Here is a 1,086-nt window from a genome sequence, read left to right as displayed (position 1 = left end):
TTTTGGAGGAATATGATATTCAGACAGCTGAAGATATCCAGGTCTTTTAGGCGGGACCATCAAAGAAATGATGGAAGATGAAATGGATGACCATCTTGGATACGAGAAATCCGAGCGTTCGGACAATGACGATTATCGCAATGGCTACAAGCGGAAACGTGTAAACAGCAGTTATGGAGCTATGGAGATTGAAGTTCCTCAAGAAAAGAGAGCAGATTCAGATGTTCTGCATGGATGACCTTGTTCCGCAGGATCATCTGCTGCGCCTGATTGACCAGGCAATCGACTGGAGTTTTATCTATGATCTTGTGATTGATAAATACAGTGCAGACAATGGCTGCCCCAGCATGGATCCGGTCATGCTCATTAAAATTCCATTCATCCAGTATCTGTACGGCATCCGAAGTATGCGCCAGACAGTAAAGGAAATCGAAGTCAATGTCGCATACCGATGGTTCCTCGGTCTGGAAATGATGGACAAGGTTCCCCATTTCTCTACGTTTGGAAAGAATTATACCAGACGCTTTAAGGATACTGATCTTTTTGAACAGATCTTTTCCCGTATCCTGCAGGAATGCTATAAATACAGACTGATCGATCCTTCCGAGGTCTTCGTGGATGCCACCCATGTAAAAGCACGTGCAAACAGCAAAAAGATGCGGAAACGGATTGCAGATGAGGAAGCACTGTTCTTCGAAGAGCAGTTAAAGAAGGAAATCAACGAAGACCGGGAAGCGCATGGGAAAAAGCCTCTGAAAGAAAAGAAGGAAGATCCCAAAGATCCCCCCTCCTGTGGTGGCAGCTCTGATGGAAAAGAAGAAAAACGGTCAAGGAAAGTACAACGGATCCGGAAAGCGGATGGTTCCGAAAGGGTGAGCATAAAAATGTTTTTGCGTATTCCGTGCAGACAGCCTGTGACAAAAGCGGATGGATTCTGGGTTATAGTGTAAATCCCGGCAATCAGCATGACAGCCGGACATATAAATTCCTGTATGATAAGATAAAAGACTGATATTGTCAATATTGGTTGACACATTTATCTCAAAGATATCATTTCCTATGCAGCCAGGCCCAGAGATTGGTAGT

The 1,086-nt window shown here is 44.3% G+C and carries 2 pseudogenes; both read left to right on the top strand.

The annotated features are described in order from the left end of the window. Positions 1 to 2 precede the first annotated feature (2 nt). Positions 3 to 214, top strand: a pseudogene (locus WMO62_RS15760) (transposase); the annotation flags it as partial. After that, positions 174 to 1,006 (top strand): annotated as a pseudogene (locus WMO62_RS15755) (transposase); the annotation flags it as partial. The pseudogenes WMO62_RS15760 and WMO62_RS15755, both read left to right, overlap by 41 nt. Between the last annotated feature and the right edge of the window lie 80 nt (positions 1,007 to 1,086).

The sequence above is a fragment of the Hominiventricola aquisgranensis genome (genome assembly GCF_040096225.1).
Classification (GTDB): domain Bacteria; phylum Bacillota; class Clostridia; order Lachnospirales; family Lachnospiraceae; genus Hominiventricola; species Hominiventricola aquisgranensis.
Note: the sequence above shows the minus strand (reverse complement) of the source record. Positions and strands in the feature narration are given on the sequence as shown.